This is a genomic window from Faecalibacterium sp. DFI.5.82 (assembly GCF_029076575.1).
Taxonomy (GTDB): domain Bacteria; phylum Bacillota; class Clostridia; order Oscillospirales; family Ruminococcaceae; genus Faecalibacterium; species Faecalibacterium duncaniae.
The window spans coordinates 1-341 of the sequence record NZ_JARFIS010000204.1 but is presented as its reverse complement, the minus strand read 5'-3'; the positions used below and the strand labels follow the sequence as shown (position 1 = coordinate 341).

1 pseudogene is annotated in these 341 nt (G+C 60.1%); it reads left to right on the top strand.

Going from position 1 to position 341, the window contains the following annotated elements:
* Positions 1 to 341, top strand: a pseudogene (locus P0G09_RS16250) (DNA gyrase subunit A); the annotation flags it as partial.

Sequence of the window (341 nt, the reverse complement as noted above, 5' to 3'; positions counted from 1 at the left end):
TGAAGCAGATGATCCAGAAGTATGTGGAGTTCCAGGACGAGGTGGTGCGCCGCCGCACCCAGTATGACCTGTAAAAGGCCCGGGAACGCGCCCATATTCTGGAAGGCCTGAAGAAGGCCACCGACATCGTGGATGAGCTGATCGCCACCATCCGTGCCTGCAAGGGCGGCATGAGCGAGGCCAAGGCTGCCATCATGGAGCAGTTCGGCTTTGATGACCCGCAGGCAGATGCCTTCGTCAAGCTGCAGCTGGGCCGTCTGGCTGGTCTGGAGATCCTGAAGATCGAGGAAGAGCTGGGCTCCCTGAACGCCAAGATCCGGGATTGGGAAGAGATCCTGGCC